Annotated in this window: 23 protein-coding genes; 3 read left to right on the top strand and 20 right to left on the bottom strand. The window is 36.0% G+C overall.

Annotated features, from left to right (window positions below):
- Positions 1-321 precede the first annotated feature (321 nt).
- Complete coding sequence (gene cspD, locus BM012_RS15015; protein ID WP_019393750.1) at positions 322-519, top strand: cold-shock protein CspD; 198 nt, start codon at positions 322-324, stop codon at positions 517-519.
- Between the two features lie 142 nt (positions 520-661).
- Here the strand turns inward: cspD and BM012_RS15010 are convergent, their stop codons facing one another.
- The 20 genes from BM012_RS15010 to BM012_RS14915 form a co-directional block, all read right to left on the bottom strand.
- Positions 662-1243 (bottom strand): LOG family protein, encoded by a 582-nt coding sequence (locus tag BM012_RS15010; protein WP_019393751.1) that lies wholly within the window; start codon positions 1241-1243, stop codon positions 662-664.
- Positions 1244-1384: 141 nt separating this feature from the next.
- Positions 1385-2461 (bottom strand): ABC transporter ATP-binding protein, encoded by a 1077-nt coding sequence (locus BM012_RS15005; protein ID WP_061803356.1) that lies wholly within the window; start codon positions 2459-2461, stop codon positions 1385-1387.
- Positions 2458-4185 carry an ABC transporter permease gene (locus tag BM012_RS15000; RefSeq protein WP_061803355.1) on the bottom strand — a complete coding sequence of 576 codons (1728 nt, stop codon included), beginning with the start codon at positions 4183-4185 and terminating at the stop codon, positions 2458-2460. The genes BM012_RS15005 and BM012_RS15000 overlap by 4 nt, the downstream gene beginning before the upstream one ends.
- A 13-nt stretch (positions 4186-4198) precedes the next feature.
- Positions 4199-5218, bottom strand: coding sequence for an ABC transporter substrate-binding protein (locus BM012_RS14995; protein ID WP_061803354.1), 1020 nt, complete (start codon positions 5216-5218; stop codon positions 4199-4201).
- 23 nt (positions 5219-5241) lie between these two features.
- Positions 5242-6006 (bottom strand): 5'/3'-nucleotidase SurE, encoded by a 765-nt coding sequence (gene surE, locus BM012_RS14990; protein ID WP_061803353.1) that lies wholly within the window; start codon positions 6004-6006, stop codon positions 5242-5244.
- A gap of 267 nt (positions 6007-6273) precedes the next feature.
- On the bottom strand, positions 6274-6930 hold the full coding sequence (locus BM012_RS14985; protein ID WP_061803352.1) for an MOSC domain-containing protein: 657 nt from the start codon (positions 6928-6930) through the stop codon (positions 6274-6276).
- A 69-nt stretch (positions 6931-6999) separates the two neighbouring features.
- On the bottom strand, positions 7000-7998 hold the full coding sequence (locus BM012_RS14980; protein WP_061803351.1) for an inorganic phosphate transporter: 999 nt from the start codon (positions 7996-7998) through the stop codon (positions 7000-7002).
- Between the two features lie 12 nt (positions 7999-8010).
- Entirely contained in the window at positions 8011-8625 is a 615-nt protein-coding gene (locus tag BM012_RS14975) for a DUF47 domain-containing protein (RefSeq protein ID WP_061803818.1), read from the bottom strand.
- Between the two features lie 475 nt (positions 8626-9100).
- Entirely contained in the window at positions 9101-9904 is an 804-nt protein-coding gene (gene phnE / locus BM012_RS14970) for a phosphonate ABC transporter, permease protein PhnE (RefSeq protein ID WP_061803350.1), read from the bottom strand.
- A complete protein-coding gene (gene phnE / locus BM012_RS14965; protein WP_061803349.1) occupies positions 9901-10710 on the bottom strand; it encodes a phosphonate ABC transporter, permease protein PhnE in 810 nt (269 codons plus the stop codon). Before phnE (BM012_RS14965) ends, phnE (BM012_RS14970) begins: the two co-directional genes overlap by 4 nt.
- Positions 10707-11477 carry a phosphonate ABC transporter ATP-binding protein gene (gene phnC, locus BM012_RS14960; protein ID WP_061803348.1) on the bottom strand — a complete coding sequence of 257 codons (771 nt, stop codon included), beginning with the start codon at positions 11475-11477 and terminating at the stop codon, positions 10707-10709. The genes phnE (BM012_RS14965) and phnC overlap by 4 nt, the downstream gene beginning before the upstream one ends.
- Positions 11478-11567: 90 nt before the next feature.
- Positions 11568-12506 carry a phosphate/phosphite/phosphonate ABC transporter substrate-binding protein gene (gene phnD, locus BM012_RS14955; RefSeq protein ID WP_061803347.1) on the bottom strand — a complete coding sequence of 313 codons (939 nt, stop codon included), beginning with the start codon at positions 12504-12506 and terminating at the stop codon, positions 11568-11570.
- Positions 12507-12699: 193 nt separating this feature from the next.
- Positions 12700-12807 carry a YjcZ family sporulation protein gene (locus tag BM012_RS14950; RefSeq protein WP_074842835.1) on the bottom strand — a complete coding sequence of 36 codons (108 nt, stop codon included), beginning with the start codon at positions 12805-12807 and terminating at the stop codon, positions 12700-12702.
- Between the two features lie 162 nt (positions 12808-12969).
- A complete protein-coding gene (locus BM012_RS14945) occupies positions 12970-15591 on the bottom strand; it encodes a single stranded DNA-binding domain-containing protein (protein WP_061803346.1) in 2622 nt (873 codons plus the stop codon).
- Positions 15592-15771: 180 nt separating this feature from the next.
- Positions 15772-16338 carry a shikimate kinase gene (locus tag BM012_RS14940; protein ID WP_061803817.1) on the bottom strand — a complete coding sequence of 189 codons (567 nt, stop codon included), beginning with the start codon at positions 16336-16338 and terminating at the stop codon, positions 15772-15774.
- Positions 16339-16489: 151 nt separating this feature from the next.
- A complete protein-coding gene (locus BM012_RS14935; protein ID WP_061803345.1) occupies positions 16490-17140 on the bottom strand; it encodes an amino acid ABC transporter permease in 651 nt (216 codons plus the stop codon).
- Between the two features lie 14 nt (positions 17141-17154).
- Positions 17155-17808, bottom strand: coding sequence for an amino acid ABC transporter permease (locus BM012_RS14930; protein ID WP_061803344.1), 654 nt, complete (start codon positions 17806-17808; stop codon positions 17155-17157).
- 73 nt (positions 17809-17881) lie between these two features.
- Positions 17882-18703: a transporter substrate-binding domain-containing protein gene (locus BM012_RS14925; RefSeq protein ID WP_061803816.1), complete on the bottom strand. Its 822-nt coding sequence runs from the start codon at positions 18701-18703 to the stop codon at positions 17882-17884.
- Positions 18704-18728: 25 nt separating this feature from the next.
- The gene (locus BM012_RS14920; protein ID WP_061803343.1) at positions 18729-19457 is read right to left on the bottom strand and encodes an amino acid ABC transporter ATP-binding protein; all 729 of its coding nucleotides are present in this window, start codon (positions 19455-19457) and stop codon (positions 18729-18731) included.
- Between the two features lie 308 nt (positions 19458-19765).
- Complete coding sequence (locus tag BM012_RS14915) at positions 19766-20647, bottom strand: foldase protein PrsA (RefSeq protein WP_061803342.1); 882 nt, start codon at positions 20645-20647, stop codon at positions 19766-19768.
- A gap of 371 nt (positions 20648-21018) precedes the next feature.
- On the opposite strand from BM012_RS14915, the gene BM012_RS14910 reads away from it, so the two are divergent.
- Both BM012_RS14910 and BM012_RS14905 read left to right on the top strand, forming a co-directional pair.
- Positions 21019-21222: a DUF3311 domain-containing protein gene (locus BM012_RS14910; protein WP_061803341.1), complete on the top strand. Its 204-nt coding sequence runs from the start codon at positions 21019-21021 to the stop codon at positions 21220-21222.
- Positions 21222-22718 (top strand): sodium:solute symporter family protein, encoded by a 1497-nt coding sequence (locus tag BM012_RS14905; RefSeq protein WP_061803340.1) that lies wholly within the window; start codon positions 21222-21224, stop codon positions 22716-22718. Before BM012_RS14910 ends, BM012_RS14905 begins: the two co-directional genes overlap by 1 nt.
- Positions 22719-22746: the final 28 nt, after the last annotated feature.

The following is a 22746-nucleotide window of genomic DNA, read 5'->3' as shown; positions in this document are numbered from 1 at the left end:
ATAACTACTCCTTTGTATTTATTTGATATATTCTAATAATTGCTATTATGCAAGAGTGAAATTTATTTTACTAGTGAATTTACATTTTCTTAACAAGTAAGAATCAATGCATGTTGCTATAAATCCCTTAGAAAGCACTTTCTTAACATTTTATTCCTAAATACAACATTTAAAGTCTTGTAATTATTCAAAAAACTTGCTAAACTATAATTGTTCATTGTAGCTCTTTCTTTATTTTAGAAAACGCTTTTTTAGAATAAGAAGAGTGGAAATGGATATACATTTTCAAGTGGTTTTGTTCCACAAGTAGGAGGCAATAACATGTTAGAAGGTAAAGTAAAATGGTTCAACGCTGAAAAAGGCTTTGGTTTTATTGAAGTAGAAGGTCAAGACGATGTATTCGTTCACTTCTCTGCAATCCAAGGTGAAGGTTACAAAACTTTAGAAGAAGGTCAAGCTGTTACATTTGAAATCGTTGAAGGCGCTCGTGGTCCACAAGCTGCTAACGTTCAAAAGTAAGCTCTTCACCAACATGGGACGTATTGAAAGCTTTGTGCTATGAGAGTCTCATTAAATAATGAAATTTTCTCTTTTGAGGAGATTTCCTTCTAAACAAAACGGTCATAACTTGTTATGACCGTTTTTTCTATTGTTTTATTTCTCAACCAGCAGGAGGCACTCTCTTACTTTTGTATCCTTCTGGAATAAAATCAAGCATATATTCTAGTAAACATTTTGGATTGGATCCTTGCATAACGTACTGTCCATGCACGCGCGGCATAAATCCTGAATTAACAGTATGTTCAATAAGCTGTAGCAGAGGATCATAATATCCTTCGACATTTAATAATCCAATTGGTTTTTTATGAATACCAATTTGAGCCCAGCAGATGACCTCAAAAAGCTCTTCAAATGTTCCATATCCTCCAGGTAAAGCTACATACATATCGCTTAGCTCTGACATTTTCGCTTTTCGCTCATGCATATCCGCTACTTCAATAAAGTCGCTCACACCTCTGTGAGCTATTTCTTCTTTAAATAAACCTCTAGGCATAACTCCAGTAACATGGCCCCCCTGTTCTAGAGCGCCATTTGCTACTTCTCCCATTAGCCCTAATTTAGAACCACCATAAACAAGATGAAACCCATTCATTGCAATGACTCGCCCAAGTTCTCTCGCTTGTTTAGCATACTCTGGATTAAGTCCCATGTTAGACCCTGCAAAAACACATACACGTTTCAATGTCTGCGCACCATCCTTTTTTATAGTAGTAATATAAACCTTCTATAATATATAGTTTCTTGAAGAGTCTTATTAACCCTCTTTTTTAATGTTCTTTAATTTTTTTTCATTTTGAGTTTACGTTTAAATTTTTAGCTACTCTCAATTTACTCCGATAATAGAAGCCATCTCTTGACTTGGTTCTTCAACACTTCTCAGCTTTAAGACAGCTTTCTCCCCAACGCTAAATCGTTTTTTCAAACACCCTATCACACGCACTGTACAGTTGCTAAGCTTTATTGTGTAATGAATTTCTTTTCCTTGGAAAAGAACATTTTTAACAGTACAGGGAATTCCTTCGCCTACACAATCTAACAAAAGCTGTTCAGGTCTTATTGCACAGCTTCCCTCCTCTTTTAAAAAGGTTGAAAAAGGGATATCCCACGCTAGCGTCTGATGCGAAAAAGGATGAAAATAATTCCCTTTCCAATTACCAGGGATGAGGTTCGCTTTCCCAACAAATGTGGCTACAAAAGAAGTTTTCGGATTGTGATAAATATCTTGGGGTGTACCAATTTGTTCAATTGCTCCTTCTTTCATAACAACAATACGATCTGCCATTGCTAAAGCTTCTGTTTGATCATGAGTAACATAGAGAATAGAAGTATTTGTAACCTTATGAATCGTTTGAATTTCATTGCGCAATTCAGCCCGTAGCTCAGCATCTAAACTACTTAACGGTTCATCCATTAATAAAAGAGAAGGATTTGGAGCAAGAGCTCTTGCAATGGCAACCCGCTGCTTCTGACCTCCTGATAATTCATGAGGCATACGTGTTGCTAAATGTTGCAAGCCAACAAGTTCAAGCATTTGCTGCACGCGCTGATCTGCATTCTTTTTAATTTCCTGATCAATAAATTTATGATGTTTCAATGGAAACATCACTTGCTCTTTTACTTTTAAATGTGGCCAAAGGGCCAAAGATTGAAATACCATGCTAATATTTCGTTTCTCAGGTGGAACCACTTTTCCCTTTTCTGCTACACATTCTTTATTCATCATAATTTCTCCGTCCGTTGGTGAATCAAACCCAGCTATAAGGCGCAGAAGAGTTGTTTTCCCACACCCAGATGGACCTAAAATTGCAATAAATTCCCCATTGCTAATATCTAAATTAATTCTGGATAAAGCTGATGTTTCTCCAAATTTTTTTGATACATTTTTAACAACTGTATTCATACTTTCCCTACTTTCTTGTTGAAGCATTTTATAAGCAAATAGATAATGAGGCTTGTGAGCATTAAAAACAGTAAAATAAGGGTTGAAAGAGCTGTCGAATACGTTGTGTATCCTCCTTGTTCGAAACTAAAGATTAACAGTCCGATTGTCTCGGATCCGCTCGACCATAGCAATGAAGAAACTGTAAGCTCTGTCAATGTTGTAATAAAAACGAGAAAAGCGCCACTGAGTACTCCTGAAAATAGAAGCGGAAGCATAATATAACGCCATTTTGCTATACCTCTAGCACCACTAATATGTGCGGCTTCCTCCATCTCAGTAGAAACTTGCGAAAGAGCCGTCATACTACTTCGGACTTGCAAAATGAGAAACCTTGTAACGTACGCAACAAGTAATATCCATATCGTTCCATATATTCCAGGTTTCCACCCTGGAACAGGCTGTACCCAAGCTAAAATCATAGCAAGAGCAAGCACCATACCTGGAAGTGCATATGGTAAGCTAATGATTCCTTCTGTTAATCTTGTTTCATGGCGATCAAATCGTATTCGTATATAAGCTATAGCCGTTCCAATAAAAAGACAAATGATAGTTGTAAAAAAAGCAAGCTTTAAACTATTTACAATTCCAATTTTTACTTTTTCATACTGAAACAAAATATATTTATAATGTTCCATCGTCATATTTTCAAATGAAAATGGTAAGCCATATGCCTTAATAAAAGAAGTTCCAACCATTGAAAATAAAGGGACAATGCTTATGAAAAGCAGAAATGACCATAACACTATTTCTATCGCCAATCTCCCTTTCTTTAAAAAAATGCGTGGTTCGTTTTCTACTCTACCTGTTTCCTGATAAGAAAATCGTTTTAGCAGTATATATTGAAGAAAAGTAAAAATGAACACAATAACGCCGAGTAAGACTGATAACGCAGCTCCCCTTGCAAAAGCATCTTCTCCAAACCCAATCACTTCTTGATAAATAGCAGTACTTAAAACAGGGATATTGGCTGGTATACCAAGAAAGGCTGGTATACCAAAATTATCAATAGTTGTTAAGAAGGCTAGCATCGCCCCACTAATAATACCTGGAAGTGCTAGAGGCAGTGTAACGGTCTTACACATCGTAAATCGCGTTCCTCCCGAAGCTCTTACTGCCCATTCCAAGTCTCTTGGAATCTTTCTTAATACATGAAGAGTCAGCAAATAAACAAGTGGATAATGAACAATTCCAAGCAAAAAGATTAGTCCACTATAGCTATAAAGATTAAGATGAGAACCCCCTAAAAAAGGCTTTAAAAAACTTATGAAAAAGCTGTTTCTCTCTGTAAATTGAGTCCAAGCGAGCGTCATTATATAGGATGGAATCAAAAAAGGTAACATAATGAAGAGTTGTAGAAGTTTTTTTAAACGAATATCTGTGTAAGCAACAAGCCAAGCGAACAAAACCCCTAAACAAATTGACACTATCGTTGCTCCCCCAACAACGATAGCTGTATTCTTTAACATCGACCATGTAGCAGCTTCTGATAAAATAGAGCTATAATTCAAAAAACTTATTTCATGACCTTCTGTGAAGCTCATTATAATAAGGCGAACAATAGGTAGCAGAAAAAAGAAAAATAGAAGACAAAATATCCCGAGTTTAATGAATAAAGCATGTGTTAAACGTGTCGACAAAAGAGAAGACAAAGAAATTTGTCTTCTTAACGAAAAGCGTTCCATTTATAGCACCTCTCTAGTTTCCGAAAATTCTTTTAAACCGCTCCTTATCTTCTTCTCGTGACTTATACAGCTCTGATAATGGGGAGTCTAATATTTGAATACTTTCCATCGATTTTAAACCATCAGGTGCCTCTATCTCTTGTCTGATAGGTGCGTAACCAAGGTTAGCAGAAAGCTTTTGTCCTTCTTCCGACAGAATATAGTCAACAAATGCTTTTGCAGCCTTTTCATTTTTTGTACCTTCCATAATACCAACAGGTTCTGTAATGACCGGAACTCCTTCCTTAGGATAAATGAGTTCAATAGGTGATCCTTCTTTTTTAGCTCGCAAAGCAAGATAGTCAACAACAAGTCCGTAGTCTTTTTGGCCACTCGCAACTGCTTTTAATGCTGCACCATTTCCTTGTACAACGGTCATATCGTTCTTCTTTAACTCGTCAAAAAAATTCCAATTTAATTTCTTTTGTCTGCTCATAACGCCCACATTATAATCCGCAGCTCCTGAATATAAAGGACTTGGCATCACAGCTTTCCCTTTTGTTTTCTTATCAGTTAACACGCTCCACGTTTCTTTAGGCTCTTTCACATTTGTCGTATTTACAGCTAACACTGTTGCCATCATTTTCGTTCCTGTATACATATAATCATCATCCACAAAATCGTCTGGTATATGCTCGATTTCTTTCGACTTATAGGACAAAAGCAAATCTTGTTCTTTTAACTTTTCAAATGTAACGCTATCTGCTACAAGCATAACATCTGCTTTTACATCTCCTGCTCTTTTCTCTGCTTGAACTTTTCCCACTACTTCCTCTGTTCCAGAACGAAAAGCTTTAACCTCTACATCAGGGTATTTTTTATTGAACCCTTCAATGAGCTTTGTAACATCTTCATCAGGTTGTGAAGTATAAAACTCAAGCGTGCCTCCTACACCCCCTTGCTTACGTTCTTCTCCACTGCTGCTCTCTGTTCCACACGCGCTAAGTAAGAGAACTGGAACAAGACAGGCGTTCAGTAACCAATTTTTCTTCATTATGGCAACTCCTTCTCTACAATTTATTTGTCTTTGAACCATCTTTCTAATTTACGAATATGCTTTCGCTGACTTATTAAGTTTTCTAAAGGTGTAACAGTTATGTAACTCGCTCTTGTTAAGTTGTTCTCTCTAGTTTCTTTATCTTTTCTTTCGTTCTCCTTTTGTTGTAGTACATAAAAATCCTGATGATCATCATGTATGGTAACGTACTTGTAGCGGCTAAAAGTAAAATCAAAATCCACCACTTTTACACCTTGACAGTTTTTCTCTGTCAAAGTGGGGAAATGAATATGAAAGCAAACTCCTTTTGGATGTTTATGAGCTAGGAATACTTCTATAAGCTCATTAAAATATTTCTTAAAGGACGAAAAGTTCACCTCATTTTCTGCTATACCATCTATTGAAAGAGCAAGAGACGGAATTTGAAAAAACGTGCCCTCCATTGCTGCTGCTATATCTCCGCAGTAAGCAAGATCTCTTCCTGACGGTGAGCCTATATGTATACCTGAGACAATAAAATCAACTTTTTTCTTAATCAACTTCTCAATACCAATTTTTACGCAATCCACTGAAGTACCGTTTACAACCCATGATTTTATTTCGGCACCAAAAGCCGTTAGCTCTGTAACTTTTAGTGGCTTATGTAATGTAACCGTATAACCTGCCAAAGAGCTCTCTTTATGAGGGCAAACAACGAAAACTTCGCCAAAATGGTTAAGAACTTCAACGATGGATCCTACAGCAGGTGAAAATATTCCGCTACTGCTTGTAATTAAGAAACGCATAGAATTGTTCGCCTCTCTTTCTTTCCGTAACCATTTAGAACATGTTTCTTGTAGTTTTATTTTAAAGAACATTTATAAAGGACATATAAATGTTCTTTATACTTTTTTTATTCATTATGTAAATGTCCTATATGCTAATAATTAAAGAATGAAGTAAGCAAAAGGGCTATAAATAAGCTTCTTTTTGATTTTTCATCATTTCTTTTATAAAAAGTATGTTAACTCTTTACACGTCCTTCACAATTAAAAAAGCAGAACTAGATTGTACTAGTTCTGCTTTTCTAATAACTGTAACCGTTTCATAAACGTCTTTTGATAGCTTTCAGATAGAAATGGCACACTTAAAATTTTTTTCACTTTTTCTTTATTACTTTTATCCTTATACTGTACTTCATTTATGTATGAAATCGTAATTTCGTCTTGATGCCGTCTTAAAAATTGAACTGAGTCTTCTTTAGACACTACTCCTTCTGAAAGAACACGAAAATAAAACCCTGTATAACCTGTCCCCTGAAAGCGAAGTGGAAGATCTTTTGTGTCGTGACGATGAGCTAATTTAAAGCACGGCTGTCTTGGCTGACTTACTTGTACAACAGCTTCCCCAATCTGAAATTCATCACCTATACATACCTTTTCTTCTGTCAATCCAAGGAGCGTTAGATTTTCTCCAAAGGCTCCATAAGAAAGAGAAAGCCCTATTTCACTGCTAAAATAAGCATAGTGTTCAAATGGATAAACACATACTGCTTTATCTTCTCCCCCATGATTCACAAGATCTGCTTGACCGTCTCCAACGAAGTTTACTTTAGTTAATAGAAGAGGTTTATCTACTGGCTGTTTCTCAATACCTGTTTGAATACTTTTTCCTTTATAAATTAACTCTTTTGGTTTTCCCACATTAACAGATACTATTTGTCCTTGCAAAACTCTCCCCCCTTTTTTAACCTTATTTTAACAAACAAAAAAGCGTAGGAATACCTCCTACGCTTTCTCTTATAAAAATAAATCTAAAATAAAATACATAATTGCTCCAAGTGCTGCAGAAATCGGAAGCGTAATAATCCATGTAATAATCATACGCTGAGCTGTTCCCCATTTTACACCTTTCACACGATGAGCAGAGCCAACTCCTAAAATAGAAGAAGAGATAACGTGTGTTGTACTAACAGGAAGATGAATATATGTAGCTCCAAAGATAATAGCTGCTCCTGTTAAGTCTGCCGCTACTCCATTTACAGGACGGATTTTCATAATTTTCCCGCCTACAGTTTTGATGATTTTCCATCCACCGATAGATGTTCCAAGACCCATTGCAATTGCACAAGAGAGCTGTACCCAAAATTGAACTTCATCTGTTTCTTGTAAGTTCGCTGCAATTAAAGCCATTGTAATAATCCCCATCGCCTTTTGGGCATCATTTGTTCCGTGTGTATAAGACTGAACAGCTGCAGTCAAAATTTGCACACGTCGAAACTGCTTGTTTGTTTTGGATAAGTTACTATCTTTAAAAACCAATTTAATAATAGTATACATAATAAACCCAACAACAAAGGCAAGGATTGGTGAAATAAGAAGTGCTTCAATAATTTTAATAAATCCATTATAGTTAATAGCTCCAAAACCAGAAGAAGCAATAACTGCTCCTGCAATCGCCCCAATGATGGCATGTGAAGAGCTACTTGGAATCCCGTAATACCAAGTAATCAAGTTCCATGCAATCCCTGCAATAAGCGCAGCCAAAATTACAACTAGTCCATTATCGAGCTTGAAGGGATCTGCAATATCCTTGGTGATGGTTTTAGCAACCCCTGTAAACGTCATCGCTCCAACAAAGTTCATAACTGCGGCTAAAATAATTGCATGACGTGGTTTTAAAGCTTTCGTTGATACAGATGTTGCAATTGCATTTGCTGTATCATGAAATCCGTTAATAAAATCAAAAGCTAAAGCAAAAATGACAATTAAAATGGTTAAGACAAATAAAGAATCCATACTAATCCCTCATTACGCGTTCTTCATGATGATAGTTTCTAGATTGTTCGCTACATTTTGGCAGCTATCTGCAATTTCTTCAAGTGTTTCATAAATTTCTTTATATTGAATAACTTTGATTGGGTCTTTTACAAGAGCAAACAAGTTCTTCAAAGATTTACGAAGTAAATTATCACAATTGTGCTCGTATTCTTTAATCTTAATAGCATGTGGTTGAATATCTTTAAGACGATTGTTTGATAAAAGCTCAATTGTTACTAAGATTTCGCGAACACATTCGCGGATATAGCCAATAAACTTATCCATATGCTCATCTGTTTCAGTAATAGAATAAATTTCCATTGAAGCTGAGAATGCTTCAATACCATCTAAAACATCATCCATACTCATTGTAAGTTGAAGAATGTCCTCACGCTCAATCGGTGTGATGAATGCTTTATTCAATTCGCGAATAATAACGTGTACGTGATTATCTCCTTTTGTTTCAAACTCTTTAAGTTTGTCCGCAAATTCTTTCAAAGTGGACTGATTTGTTACCTTAAAGCTCACAAAGAAATCTGCTGTTTCATCCAAGTTTTTCGCAATTTCCATTAATAGTAATGAAAATTTATCTTTTTTCTTTCTCATTGCCACTTTCAAACCCTCCAATATTTATCATAGAGCCAAAATGAACATTTACATGCTTTATGCAATAATAAATTAGAAATATACTTAATTTTAAAAACGCTTTTAATAAAAGCATTCCTAAAAAGTAGCATTTTTATTTCTCTTTAAAAAGCTCGTTTATCATTTTCTCTCTAATAATAAACGACTTATCATTTTAGCCTATCCTTATTTCCATTTTTCATCCGTTCCGCAGCTTGTACTTTTATTAAAAGCACGAAACAAATTATAACATACCTTTAGTGAAACAGAGAACGATAATCTACTACATTTTTCTCTCTTTTTCGTCACTCATTACAATTGTGCCTATACTTTTAGATTTCAACTATGTAAATTGTCCTATTTAATTCCATTATTCCCCTTTATGTTATAGAATAATTTTCTCTATTTCATAAAATGAGGACAAAAAAGCCGCCTTTATTGAAAGACGGTTTTTTCTCTATGTGAGGCGTTCCCGGATTTTTCCTGAGAAGAAATCAATTATTGCGACCATAATAATAATACCTAGCAAAATAATTCCTACTCGTTCCCAATCCCTTACACTTAGGGCAAAAATAAGAGGAGTTCCAATTCCTCCAGCCCCAATTACCCCAAGGATAGTTGCTGCTCTAACATTAATTTCAAATCGATACAAAAGAAATGACAGATAGCTCGGTAATACTTGTGGAATAACAGCGAACCAGATTGCTTTTATAGGATTTGCTCCTGTTGCAACAAGCGCCTCTGTTGGTCCTAAATCAATGCTCTCAATATCTTCTGAAAAAAGTTTACCAAGCATTCCGATAGAGCCGATACCTAAAGCAAGCACTCCAGAAAATGATCCAGGGCCAACAGCTTTAATGAAAAGAAGGGCCATAATAATATCTGGGAAAACACGAATAAAACTTAACACAAACTTTCCTGCTCCAGAAATCCCTTTATTTTTCACAATATTTTTTGCCGCCCAGAATGAAAAAGGTACACATAATAAACCTGCAATAACAGTACCTAAAAGTGCAATTGCCAACGTATCTAAAAGACCTCGAAGCAAGTCTTCTCCATCTGGATAATACACATAATCCCAGTCTGGATGAAGAAGTCCTGAGAAAATAGCTGAAACAATTTCTTTAGACGTATCTTTAAATTCAAGAGCTGGCATCCCTGCGAAAGCCCAAACATAAATAGCAATAACAATGGCTAAAATTGCACCATTACGAATCTTTTTCCCTGTTCTTTTCGATGGCTGCAACGATATATTATTCATATTAACTTCTCCCTTGTTTTTGTACTAATATAATCAATAATTAATACAACAATAAGAGTATAGACGATAAGTGAAGATGTTTTGTCGTACTCAAAAAAACCAAGCGTCTGCTCATAAAACAGACCAATTCCTCCAGCACCTACGAGACCTAAAACAGCTGCAGCCCTCACATTAACTTCAAATGTATATAATACAAAAGAAATATACTGAGGAAGAACTTGAGGAATAACTCCAAACATAATCCATTTTACTTTATTAGCTCCAACAGCTGTCATTGCTTCAAGCGGTCCTTTATCAATCGATTCAATTGATTCGTAGATAAGCTTAGCAATGATACCAAGTGAAAAGCCAGTTAGAGCAAATACGCCTGGAATAGGGCCAATTCCAAAAATAGCTACAAAGATTGCCGCCAGAAGTAGATCTGGAATTGTTCGGATTAAATTTAGAACAAAGCGAGCTGGAATGGTAATAACCTTTGTTTGAAAAATATTACGAGCAGATAATAAGGCAATTGGTATAGCTAACAATGCTCCGAATGTTGTCCCAAGAACCGCCATACGCAAAGTGTCTAGTATAGGAGCTGTAATGTTTGAAAAGTATGCCCAGTTTGGTGGAACCATTTGAACGATAAGATCACCCATGTTAGGTAAACCCGTTGCTAAGCTAGAAAATGAAAACTCAACTTGCTTTCCACTCAAATAAATGAATAGAAGTAAAAGTATAAAAGTTAGGCTATGTTTCACTTTCTTTGAAGGCATTTTGTTATAGTGAACGGCTTTGTTTTGTTTAACTTGAACAGTTTTCATTTTGCAACACCCATTAGTTCTTCATCTTGAATTGGACGTCCATATATTTCTGCAAACTTCTCATCTGTTGCTTCATCAACACTTCCATCAAATACTACTTCTCCTGCTCGAAGACCAATAATTCTTGTGGCATATTGACGTGCCAAATCAATAAAATGAAGATTAACAACGGTCGTAATACCAAGCTCTTCATTAATTCTTTTTAAATCGTCCATCACCTGCTTTGTTGTAAGAGGGTCAAGAGAAGCAACAGGTTCGTCAGCTAAAATAATTTTTGCCTCTTGAGCAAGCGCCCTTGCAATCGAGACACGTTGTTGCTGACCTCCGGAGAGCTCATCTGCTCTTGAATAAGCCTTTTCTAGAATATTTACACGATTAAGCGCTTTTAGAGCAAGCTCTTTGTCATGTTGCGGAAACATCCCTAACATCATACGTAATGTTGAATGATAACCAACACGACCAGATAAAACGTTGCGAAGAACTGACGAACGCTTCACGAGATTAAAGTTTTGAAAAATCATTCCAATGTCACGGCGAATTTCATACAAGTTTCTTCCTTTTGCTTTTGTAATGGATTTTCCATTCACAATAATCTCGCCCTCGCTTACTTCATGTAGACGGTTAACTGAACGTAAAAGGGTAGATTTCCCAGCTCCTGAAAGTCCTACAACGACGATAAATTCTCCTTTTTGCATCGTTAAGTTAATATTGTTTAATCCTTTTGTTCCATTTGGATAAACTTTAGATACATTTTTAAATTCAATCATTTGGAATCCCCCGCTCTTGTGAGTATAGACAACAGAAAGATGGCTGAAGGCTCAGCCATCTTGATTTTTCTCTCTAAAATCCTCAGTTCACTACTCTGTTTTTACTTTTTCTCCATATTCTCGTACAATTTCAAACTTGCTATCATCAGCCTTCACATAACCTTCATGTGTATAGATATCGCGAATGATTTTCTTACCTTCTTCATCTTTTCCAATATTAATGAACGCTTCTTGAATGTCTTTTCTTAAGTCTTCATCCATATCAGATTGAACAGCAACAGTATCATTAGGAATCGGCTCTGTGTAATGAATTACTTTTGTTTGATCAAATACATCTTCATAATCCTTTTGAACGATTGTACGTGCATCTTGGAATGTTACAGCTGCATCAATATCTCCATTTAATAAAGAAATAACAGCTTGGTCATGACCTTTCAATGTCACAGGTTGTACATCTTTTAACGGATCAAGTCCAACGTCCATTAAAGAGGCTGCTGGCCATACATAACCTGCTGAAGATGTTACGTTTTGATAGCCAATCTTTTTCCCTTTTAAATCTTCTAAACTATCAATACCAGAGTCTTTTTTCACGATGAACATAGACTTGTAAGAATCAACAAGCTCGTCCGTTGGGGAACCATCTTTATTATTTACTCCATAGCGCTGAGCTTGCAAAATAACGTCAGCTGCTCCTTGGTCTTTTGCTAAAACATAAGCTGTTGGTGGTAAAAAGCCAACATCTACTTTCTTTGAAGCCATTGCTTCTACAATTGTATTGTAATCTGTAGAAACACTAACTTTCACAGGTCTATCAAGCTCGTCACTTAATAGCTTTTCAAGCGGCTTTGCTTTTGCTTCAAGCGTATCAGCGTTTTGTGATGGAACAAATTGTACAGTTAGCTCTTTTTTCTCTGCGCCTTCTCCGTTAGTTCCAGAAGAGGTTGATGCTTCCTCATTGTTTCCACAACCAGCTAGTACACCTGCAGCAAGTGCAACTGACATACTAACTCCTATCAGTTTCTTAAACATATTATGCCCCCTAAAAAATATGTAGTGTTTTGTCGTACATACAAACTTTACCAACTAAATATTTACTTTATATTATCTCGCTGTAAATTATATGTTAAATTGGGTTAATATTCTGTAAACTCGTCAGAATTTATTACATCTATTTTATAAAATCGAAAGGTGACTCTTCCTGAGAGCCACCTTTTAATTCTTATTAACAGTAAGATGCGCCGATGATGATTAACAAAATGAAAAGAACAACTAGTAAAGCAAAACCTCCGCCGAAACCTACACCGTAACCATCATTACATCCTTGACCCATAAGTAAACCTCTCCTTTTACAAAATCATTTTTTGTGAGCAGCTCTTTTTGCTGAGCTGTTACTTGTATCGTATGTATTTTAGAAGAGATGGTGAAATAATCTAAATAGAATGGGCGAATATCCAGAAAAAAACCTTAGTATAGAAGCTATACTAAGGTTTTTTTACTCTATAATTTTCCAGTATGAAACAAATTCTTCAGCTACTTTTTTTCCATTTTGTTTCTCAATATGACAAAGCAGTTTTTCTAACTTCTGTTCTTGAAGATAAGAGGACTTTGCCTTTTGTATATTTGAAATCTGCTTTGAAAGGGAAACAAAAGCTCCTTTATTTTTAAGATATCCTCGTTCATTTCCGGCTTCTAGTAACTCATCAAGATGATCTACGTCAAGCTTAACAAGAAGATCATATGTTTTAGATGTCTCATTTCCTGCTTTATCTGTTACACGAATTGTCACAGGATACTTTCCTGGAGGTAGCTCCATTGGTGCTAAGTGAAGGTTATTGCTTTCTTTTCCATTGAGTGTGACAATAATATCATTTACTCCACTTTGATCATCTCTCACCTGAATTTCTTGTAAAAACTCACCTGTTACAAATACAGACATATCGCTCATGTCTTCGATTGTTGGCGGTGTGATATCTTGAGAAATGACTTTCTCAAGATCATCTAAACTCAATAGCTTAAGCTGATATGTTCCTTTAAAATTAGATGATATTCCGTTAATCGTAACTATATCTCCTTCTTTATATAGAAGATGGAATTCATCTTGTGTTATTTCTGTTCTATGATCAACTCGAACCTTTGTTATATTGTTCTCATGGATAAGATCAAACTCAAACGCTCCTTGGCTAGAAGTAACGTTGCTTATTTTGCCTTCCTTAAGCTGAACTTTCTCGCCTTGGTTTTCCTGATTTAAGCTGGTAACAACTTTTGATTCTGGAACTTGTGTCTTTCCAATTTTCTCAATGGAGGCTGGATTAACTAATTCAAATTCTCCGTTATATACATCTGTTTGAGCCGTTATTCTTAGGTGATCTCCAACATTGTAATCAGCTTCATGCTGAAAAACATAGATGCCTCCTGTATCATCTTGTATATAAAAACCTTGCCCACCAAAAATTCCTGGTTGAGATGTTACTATCCCTTCAACTGTTACCATTTGGTCAAGTTCACTTTGTCTAGCTTGTTTAATTGTCGTTATTTTTGTATTTTCTTCGGGAAGGGGAGAGGTTGCCACATCATCAACTTTTACAGACTTAGTTAGTACATTTTCTCCGTCTTTCCTTAAGCGTAGATTAACGTCCCCTTTTATTCCTTCCTTCACTCTCATTTTTAAATCTATAGTTGCTTCACCGTTTGAACCTGCTTTTAACGAAAAAGGTGTGCTGTACCCATAAGAGGAAGGCCATGTACCATTTTCACTTTTTACTTGGGCTACTTGCATTCCTCCTTCAACGTACATTCCGATCTGCAGACCACTTATTTCTGCATTTGGCTCTACTCCTTTTGCACTTATACGAAGTTGGAATTCGTCATTATTTGGCAATATATCTTGATGAATAAGTTCATAAGAAGCCTGAACAGGTGGATTTTCTGATGAGCCATATGAACCAGAAGCAAATGTTGAAGCATCGTACCACTTATACCCTTTTGCAGGCTGTGACCAAGGCTCTGCTTGAGGCTCTTTTGAATTCACTGGCACTTCTGTTTCTAACATAGGAGAAGGCTCATCAAGGGGAATACCCTTTTCTTCAAACGAAGTATAACTCTCCTCTTTTGCAAGCCAATCGATTGTGTTAAGTAAAAGTGTTGTATCGTCCGCTTCTTTAAAACCATCATACGTGCGTTTTGTTCCACCTGTTTCTTCTCGTTTATACTTAGGAGTTATATCTTCAACAGGAGAAGAGTCTCCAATGAATGCTGCTTTTCCTAATCCTAATTTCGAAATAGCTGCATAAGGTCCTTCCTCTTCTCCTCCACCAAAGTAAATCCCTTGGTCAACTGAATTATTCCACTTATCTCCTGCATCCAGGCCCTCAGGCAAGTAAACGATTCCCTTTGCTTTAGAAGGATCTGTAATAGCAAGTGTAGAACCAGCATGCATTGCAACTGTTTGAACTCCTTCTGTAATACCAAATGATTCACTTGAAGAAACAACTTTATTTGCATTAATATTTCCTGGTGCATTGTATCTAAAACGAATGCCAAAGTGATCTGAAAGCCAATCTGAGCTTTCGACTCCTTCCATCGCTTTTGAAGAAGCTTCCTCTGCTGTCATACCTTTTGCAGGATTTTCATATGCTCCTCTACGGTAACCGTTCATTACCTCTGACGAATCCCATCGGTTTTTATTTCGATCAGCATTATAATGATCTGAAATAAAAAAGATACTTCCTCCCTCTTTCACATATTGAATCATCGCTTCTTGTTCAGATGTTTTAAAAGGAATATTTGCTTCTGGGATGACAAACACATCATATTGAGACAAATCATCGAGAGTAATAGGCGCCTCTTTTCGTAATTCTTTTACATAATAACCATTGTTAGCAATCCCGTTGGCAAAATCTGAAAAAGCTCCATCAATCACCCAGTCTGCTGCTCCTGCTGTTTGGGCATGAGTATTGTCAAATAAAACTTTCAACCCATTTGCATTTTTAGGAACAATTTCGGGAGCCGGATCTTTTGGCCCTTCAGCTTGTCCGTTTGTTAGTGGATACATCATAAATATGCCTAGAAGCATAAGCATTACAAGACCACATTTCCCCAACCACCTATGTACCATTTGTCTATCTCCTCCACCTTGTAGTATGATCGTTCTATTTAAAAGGATATATGGAGAATATTTGCACGAAATGAACTATATATTAAATTATCGTAAATTTTTCTAAATTTTCAATTTAATTGTCATATTCTATCACCCAAAATTAAAAAGCCTAAAGCTTGATTGCTTTAGGCTTTTATCTTAATCTTTTTGAGGTTGATAAAGATCCCAACCGAGTTTTAAGGTCTCAACAATATAATCAGCAACTTCTTCAGCTACAAGATTATCTGTCTGAACTCTTGAGTTATGCTTTGAATAAGCATCTTGTCTTGCATTAAAAAGCTCCTGCATTTCTTCAAGTGTACGATTGTGTAAAACAGGTCTGCTTTCAATAATAAGATCCAACCGTTCCTTCCAACGATCCCATGACAAATCAAGAAATAGGACAATGCAGTTTTCTAAACAAACGTTGCGAACTTCTTCTTGTTGAAAAGCTCCCCCTCCTAGGGAGACAACTTTGCAGCGCTTAGCCTGACAAATATCAGAGATTGTTTCCCTTTCAATACGGCGGAATTCTTTCTCTCCATGCTTACTAAAAATATCTTTGATAAGCATTTTTTCATTTTTCTCAATTTCCACATCTATATCTATGAAATCTCTGTAAAGTTTTTTTGCTACAAGTTGACCAATTGTTGTTTTTCCAACACCCATAAAACCAATTAATACAATATTTTTTTCCCTTACAGGGATTTGTCTCATATAACTCATCATATATTCTGTTCAATCCTTTCTTCCCTCGTATGTGAATATGCTACAAGTTCTCTTCATTATGTTCATTATAAGGGAAGAAAGACAAGAGTGGTACTATATTGCTGAATAAAAAAGGAAGCACGTCTTAAACGCCTTCCTTTCTTTATCACTATGCTGTTTTACTCTCAAGTCTTCTCGCTACAAGAGATAAACCATAATTTACAACAAAATACATTACAGCAATAAATAAGAAGATTGGCAACACATAGTTAATATTTTGTCCGTTAATAATTTGTGCACTATGAGTCAATTCTGGTAATGCAATAACAACGGCAAGAGACGTATCTTTTAACAGGGAAATAAATTGGCTCACAATTGGAGGAACCATCCTTTTTAATGCTTGAGGAAGAATGATCCCAAACATTGTTTGAGTATAAGTAAGACCTGACGAACGAGCAGCCTCAATCTGTCCTTTTTCAATTGATTTTAAACCGCTTCTTACAATCTCGGATAACATAGCAGATTCAAAGATGGTTAAAGCAGCGATAGCAGAAACTGTAATCCCTAAACTTATTCCAATTTCAGGGAGTGCAAAGTACGTAAAGAAAATAATTAACAATAGCGGTAAATTCCGAATAACTTCAACAATGACAGCAAGTACTTGAGAAACAACAGGGATTTTAGCATAGCGCAGTATTCCAACAATGCTTCCAATAACAAAGCTGAGAATAATTGAAATAAAGGCAACCTTTAGTGTAACAAAAAAACCTTGAAACAAAAATTGCAAGTGATCCATTGAATAAGCTCCAACAAAGTCCATTGTTCCACTCCTTTCTAGTTGCTACGTGCAAGCCGTTTTTCTAAATAGCCAACACCCAAACTAAGCGGGATTGTAAGTACGAGATAAAACAGAGCAACGAAAATGTAAACATCAAACGTTACGAATGTTGCAGATGCAACTAAGTCGCCAAAATACATTAAATCAAGTCCTGCTATGACACTTAAAATTGAAGAGTTTTTTACAAGGTTAATAAACTGGTTACCAAGCGTTGGCACAACAATTTTAATTGCTTGTGGTAATATGATTTGAAACATAGTTTGTAAGTAGGTAAGCCCTGATGAACGAGCAGCTTCTGTTTGTCCCTTAGGAACTGCCATAATCCCTGCTCGAATGGCTTCTGCAATAAAAGCCGAGGTGTAAATGGAGAGTGCAACTGTTCCCGCTACAAATCCAGTTAAGCGAATTCCAATAGAAGGAAGACCAACGAAAAAAATAAAGGCAATAAGCAAAAGCGGGATATTACGAATAAATTCTACATATATAGTCCCAATTGCATTTAATATTTTAATAGGGGCAATCCTCATAACAGCAATAATAGCACCTAATACAAAACTTGCTACAAGTGCAATTAAGCTTACTAAAACTGTGTTTCTAAATCCTTGCATATATAAATCCCAATTGTTGGTGAGAATTGAGAAATCAAGCATAGATGTTCACTCCTTTGCTCTAGTAAAGGAAGCAGGACAAGCAAATGCTTATCCTGCTTAAAAATGGTGCTTTCTATTTTGATGGAACTTCTTTAATCCACTTTTTATAAATTTCATCATAGGTTCCATCTGACTTCATTTTTTCTAGGCCCTTATTGATTTCTTTCACAAACTCGTCATCACCTTTTTTCACCGCAATTCCATATGGCTCATCTGTAAATGGTTCTCCAACAAGCGTATAGTTTGAATCTTGATCTGCCATACCGTAAAGAATAGCATTATCTGTTGTTAACGTGTCCCCTTGCCCTGATTTTAAAGCCGTAAATGCCTCTGCATAGTTTTCAAACTCTAAAACAGTTGCTTCCGGAGACTTTTCGCGAATATTTTGAGTTGAGGTCGAACCTTTAACAGCTAAAACTTTAGTTCCTGCTTTAATATCATCAATTCCTTTAATAGAGCTTCCTTTTTTCACAAGCAAAGACTGTCCTGCTTCAAAATAAACATCTGAGAATGAAACTTGTTTCTTGCGCTCATCTGTAATTGTCATCGTTGCAATAATCGCATCAATTTCTCCGTTTTGAAGCATTGGAATACGCGTTTTTGATGTAACTTCTTTAAGTTCAATTTTATTCTCGTCTCCAAGAATTTGTTTGGCAAGCTGTTTGGCGATATCAATGTCAAATCCTTCAATGTCTCCTGAGCTCGGGTTCTTCAATCCGAACAAACGAGTGTCAGTTTTAACTCCAACAACAAGCTTGCCTCTCTCTTTAATTTGTTCTAGTGTACTTTTCCCATCACTTGAAGAAGAAGTTTCTTTACTTCCTCCGCTTCCACAGCCTGCAAGTAAAACAACAGCTATTAGTGAAATAAGTCCTATCTTTAGTAATCTTTTCATCGACACAGCTACTCCCCCTAAATAATTAATGATTTAAAATACGGCTTAAAAATAAACGAGCTCGCTCTTCACGCGGGTTCGCATAAAATTCAGCCGGTGTAGCCTCTTCAATGATTCTTCCTTCATCCATAAAGACGACACGGTCTGCTACTTCACGAGCAAAACCCATCTCGTGTGTTACAACAACCATTGTCATTCCTTCTTTCGCAAGAGCTTTCATAACGTCTAATACCTCTCCAATCATTTCTGGATCAAGAGCAGAGGTTGGTTCATCAAAAAGCATGACTTCGGGCTTCATTGCAAGTCCCCTTGCAATGGCAACACGCTGTTGCTGTCCTCCTGATAGCTGTGATGGATACGAGGAAGCTTTGTCAGGAATACCAACTTTGTTCAAATAATACATAGCCGTTTCTTTTGCTTCTTCTTGGGAAATCCCTAGTACTTTCATCGGAGCAAGTGTTATATTTTGGAGCACTGTTTTGTGTGGATAAAGATGAAAGTGCTGAAATACCATTCCAATGTTGCGACGAAGCTTGTTAATATCCATTTTTTTATCATCTACTCTTGCGCTGTTCACAAGAAGCTTGCCATCTGAGATGGTTTCAAGCCTGTTAATACAGCGAAGCATTGTACTTTTTCCAGAGCCAGATGGACCAATTACAACGACAACTTCTCCTTTATGAATTTCGAGGTTAATATCCTTTAAAACATGAAAATCTCCGTAATGCTTGTTAACTCCCTCAAATGTAATCATAATGGGCCCCCTAAGTGCTTTTTATCTATGCATGTTTAAATAAAGATAAGCTTACTTCAATTATATAAAGTTTAAGAGCGTCTATGTTAAAATTTTCTGATATTTTAGTAAATTCTAACACCTTTCTCTATCAAAGTAAACAAGCTTGTTACAGATTCTTACACATATATAGTTAATATGTATTACTTCATATAGATAATATAGCTAAAACTTATTTCAAACTTTTCCCATATAATACAAAAGATTCATTTTCAAACAAGAAAGGCCTCACCTTTTAACATACATATGCTAAAAGGTGAGGCCTTTTATTATTCAAAACTGTTCGTTATATCATATTCTTTTTTCTTCTTCTCTAACCATGTTGAATATTCGGTTTGAAGTTTCTCGTTGAAGATCGCTTCTTTTACTTGTGCTTTGCTGTCTTTATAACTTGCTTGTTTGGCTTCTTTAACATCTTCTACCTTAATAATATGATAGCCATAGTCTGTTTTGACAGGGTCACTAATTTCTCCCTTCTTCATCGAGAACGCTTTTTTATCAAATTCATCAGTCATTGTGCCTTCTTCAAAGTATCCAAGCTCTCCACCACTTTCACTTGTTGCCGTGTCTGTGGAATATTTTTTCGCTAATGTTGCAAAATCTTCTCCTTTATCTAACTTCTCTTTCATTTCCTTAGCTGTTTTTTCATCATCAACTAAAATGTGGCTTGCTTTCACTTGCGCTGCTTGTGCAAAACTATCTTTATTTTCATTAAAGTATTCTTTCATTTCCTTCTCTGTAATTTTAATAGATGGTCGTAAAAGTTCTTCAATTTCTTTATTCTTTTTAATGTCTTCTTTAAGAGAGCTTAACGACACACCACTTGCTTCAAGTGTCTGATTAAATGTATCTTCTCCACCGTATTGTTCTTTTAAGTTATCTAACTCTTGATTCACTTGCTTGGCCGTAATCTTAATATCTTCCTTTTCAGCTTCTTTATCGATAATCTTCTCGGTAATAAGAGTATCAACAGCTGCTGCTCCATTTTGATCTGCCAGAAGGTTATACACATCGTCTTTGGTAATATCGCTTCCGTCAACGCTCGCAACAACTTGTTCTTTTGAATAAACCCATCCACCGCAAACAATGAGAGCGACAAGAGCTACGCTTAAAATAATATACATAACCTTACGTTTAAATAGTTTTTTCATCTTTTAAACTCCTTTTTTCTATTCTATAATGCTTGTTTAGCATGTACTTTTCACAGGAAAGAGCTTATGCCGGAGAGAGGCATCTTTATGGAGATAAACATAAGCTCTTTTGTTCTTCTTTCATAATGTAACAAGTGAATGTGTCAGGAAGATGTCCGCTGCCTATTTTTTATAAACATTTTCCCTTTCTGTTATGTAAATTGAAAAACAATATTAAAAATAAATAACTTAAGATGAAAGCGCTATTTTCCAAAATTTCTATTTTATCAAACTATTTTAATAATATTCTCTTGCTTAATTATGTCAGAATTGCTATCATAGTGAACATTATCACAACCTAGTTAATCATACATAAGATAGGAGGACTTAAATTGAATAAAAAATTCACAATATTCTTATTATCATTAATTCCATTTGTAGGTCAGTTTGCTTTTTTACCTCTCGTAAACCGCATTCATCCTATTATTCTCGGATTACCACTACTTCATTTTTGGCTCTTTCTTTGGATTATTTTAACACCTATTATTTCATTTATTATTTATCGTGTACAAAAAACAAAAGGAGATGTTGAGTAATGCAAGGAAATTTAACAGCACTGTCAATCACATGTTGTATCATTTTAGCTGTTGTCTTTATTGGTTTTCTAGCAGGGCGGGATAAATCATCACGAAGCTCTGTTGAAGAATGGTCTGTTGGAGGAAGACGTTTTGGTAGTATTCTTGTTTGGCTATTAGTTGGGGCGGATCTTTATACAGCATATACATTCCTCGGTTTAACAAGTACCGCTTACCAAGGAGGAAGCACGGCTTTCTTTGCGATTCCATATTCCGTTATTGCTTTTTTCATCTCTTACTTTTTCTTACCAAAACTGTGGAGTGTCGCAAACAAACATCGTTTAACAACACTTGCCGATTATGCTCGTGAACGGTTTAGCAGCAAGTTTCTATCTTCTTTAATCGCTATTGTTGGTGTACTTATGCTTATCCCTTACATTTGCTTACAGCTTAGTGGGATTCAAGACACTCTTACTGCTGCAGGTACAGGTTATATTAACGTAAAGGTAGTTGTTATTATCTCTTTTCTTCTTGTTGGTCTTTATACATTTTTTAGCGGAATTAAAGGTCCTACGTATACAGCTATTATTAAAGATATTTTAGTTTGGGTTATTATGCTTTTCATGGTTGTGTCTCTTCCTATTATTCATTTTGGGGACTGGGGAACAATGATTAATAAGATTTCACAAGAAGCTCCTGAAATGCTTACACTCCCAACGGAAGGCCCAAAAGGAATTCCATGGTTCATTACCGCTTCCCTTGTATCGGCACTTGCTCTCTTTATGTGGGCTCATGCAGCAACAGGTGTATTTACAGCAAAAAGTGCAGATTCACTTCGAAAAAATGCTATCTTCTTGCCTTTATATAATATTGTGCTTATTCTCGTTATTTTCCTTGGATTTGTTGCTGCTCTTGTTCTTCCTGAAGATACAAATCCAAAGTTCGCTCTATTAAATCTCATTCAAATTTCATACGGTGGAGTTGGACAAGGACTTGCTTACTCAACAATTGCTCTTGCTTCTTTAATTCCTTGTTCAATCATGGCAATCGGAGCATCCAATTTATTTGCGAATAACATTTATCGCGATTTGATTAAGCCAGATGTAACTCCTAAGACATTAACACTTGTAACTCGTTCAATGGTATTTGTTGTCATCGGCCTTGCTCTTTTATTTGGGCTTCTTTTCCCACAAGCTCTTGTTTCTTTACAACTCTTAGGAGTATCAGGAATGGTTCAGATTTTCCCGGCAATTGTCATCAGCTTATTTTGGCGTAATCAAACAAAAGAAGCAACTGTCGTTGGACTCTTAGTCGGACTTATTGTAACTTTTACGGTTTATTCAACAGGCACGTCCTTTGGTATCTATGAAGGTTTCTGGGGCCTTAGCGCAAACGTTGTAACAATGGTCATTATAAACCCTTTCTTTGTAAAAAAAGCAAAGCGTTCTAGAAATGATGTTGTAAACACACTATTCTATAGTACGAATAAAGAGGAAGGTACTTCTAAAAGTGCATAAAATAAAAGAGCGACTTTTAAAGCCGCTC

Source organism: Priestia endophytica DSM 13796, from assembly GCF_900115845.1.
Classification (GTDB): domain Bacteria; phylum Bacillota; class Bacilli; order Bacillales; family Bacillaceae_H; genus Bacillus_I; species Bacillus_I endophytica.
Note: the sequence above shows the minus strand (reverse complement) of the source record. Positions and strands in the feature narration are given on the sequence as shown.